Source organism: Mycolicibacterium pyrenivorans (assembly GCF_025821625.1).
Classification (GTDB): Bacteria; Actinomycetota; Actinomycetes; order Mycobacteriales; family Mycobacteriaceae; genus Mycobacterium; species Mycobacterium pyrenivorans.
Window position 1 is genome coordinate 30,704 of sequence record NZ_JACKSH010000157.1, and the last position, 371, is coordinate 31,074.

1 pseudogene is annotated in these 371 nt (G+C 60.6%); it reads left to right on the forward strand.

Annotated elements, in window-relative coordinates:
* Positions 1–138 precede the first annotated feature (138 nt).
* Positions 139–371 (forward strand): annotated as a pseudogene (locus H7I57_RS19365) (IS110 family transposase); the annotation flags it as partial.

Genomic DNA, 371 nt, shown 5'->3' on the forward strand with positions numbered 1-371 from the left:
GTTTTGGGCCCTTCATTGTTGCCGCCGTTGGTATTTGGCGATCGAGCACGCGGATTAGATTTTCTGTTGGCCCTGCGGCTCCACGAGGCGACCACACCCTGAATTGGTGGTGGACACGCATAGAAGTGGAGGTCAGGGATGCTGGCAGAATCCGAGGACTCAGAACAGATCATCGCCAGGGTCGCGGCCCTGGATATCGGCAAGGCTGAGCTGGTGTGTTGTGTGCGGCTCCCGGGCCGGGGCAGCAGACGCCTGCAGGAGGTGTCGACCCATTCGACGATGACCCGGTCGTTGACCGAGCTGGCCAGTCACCTGGTCGAATCCGGGGTTCAGCGGGTGGTCATGGAAGCCACCTCCGATTATTGGAAACC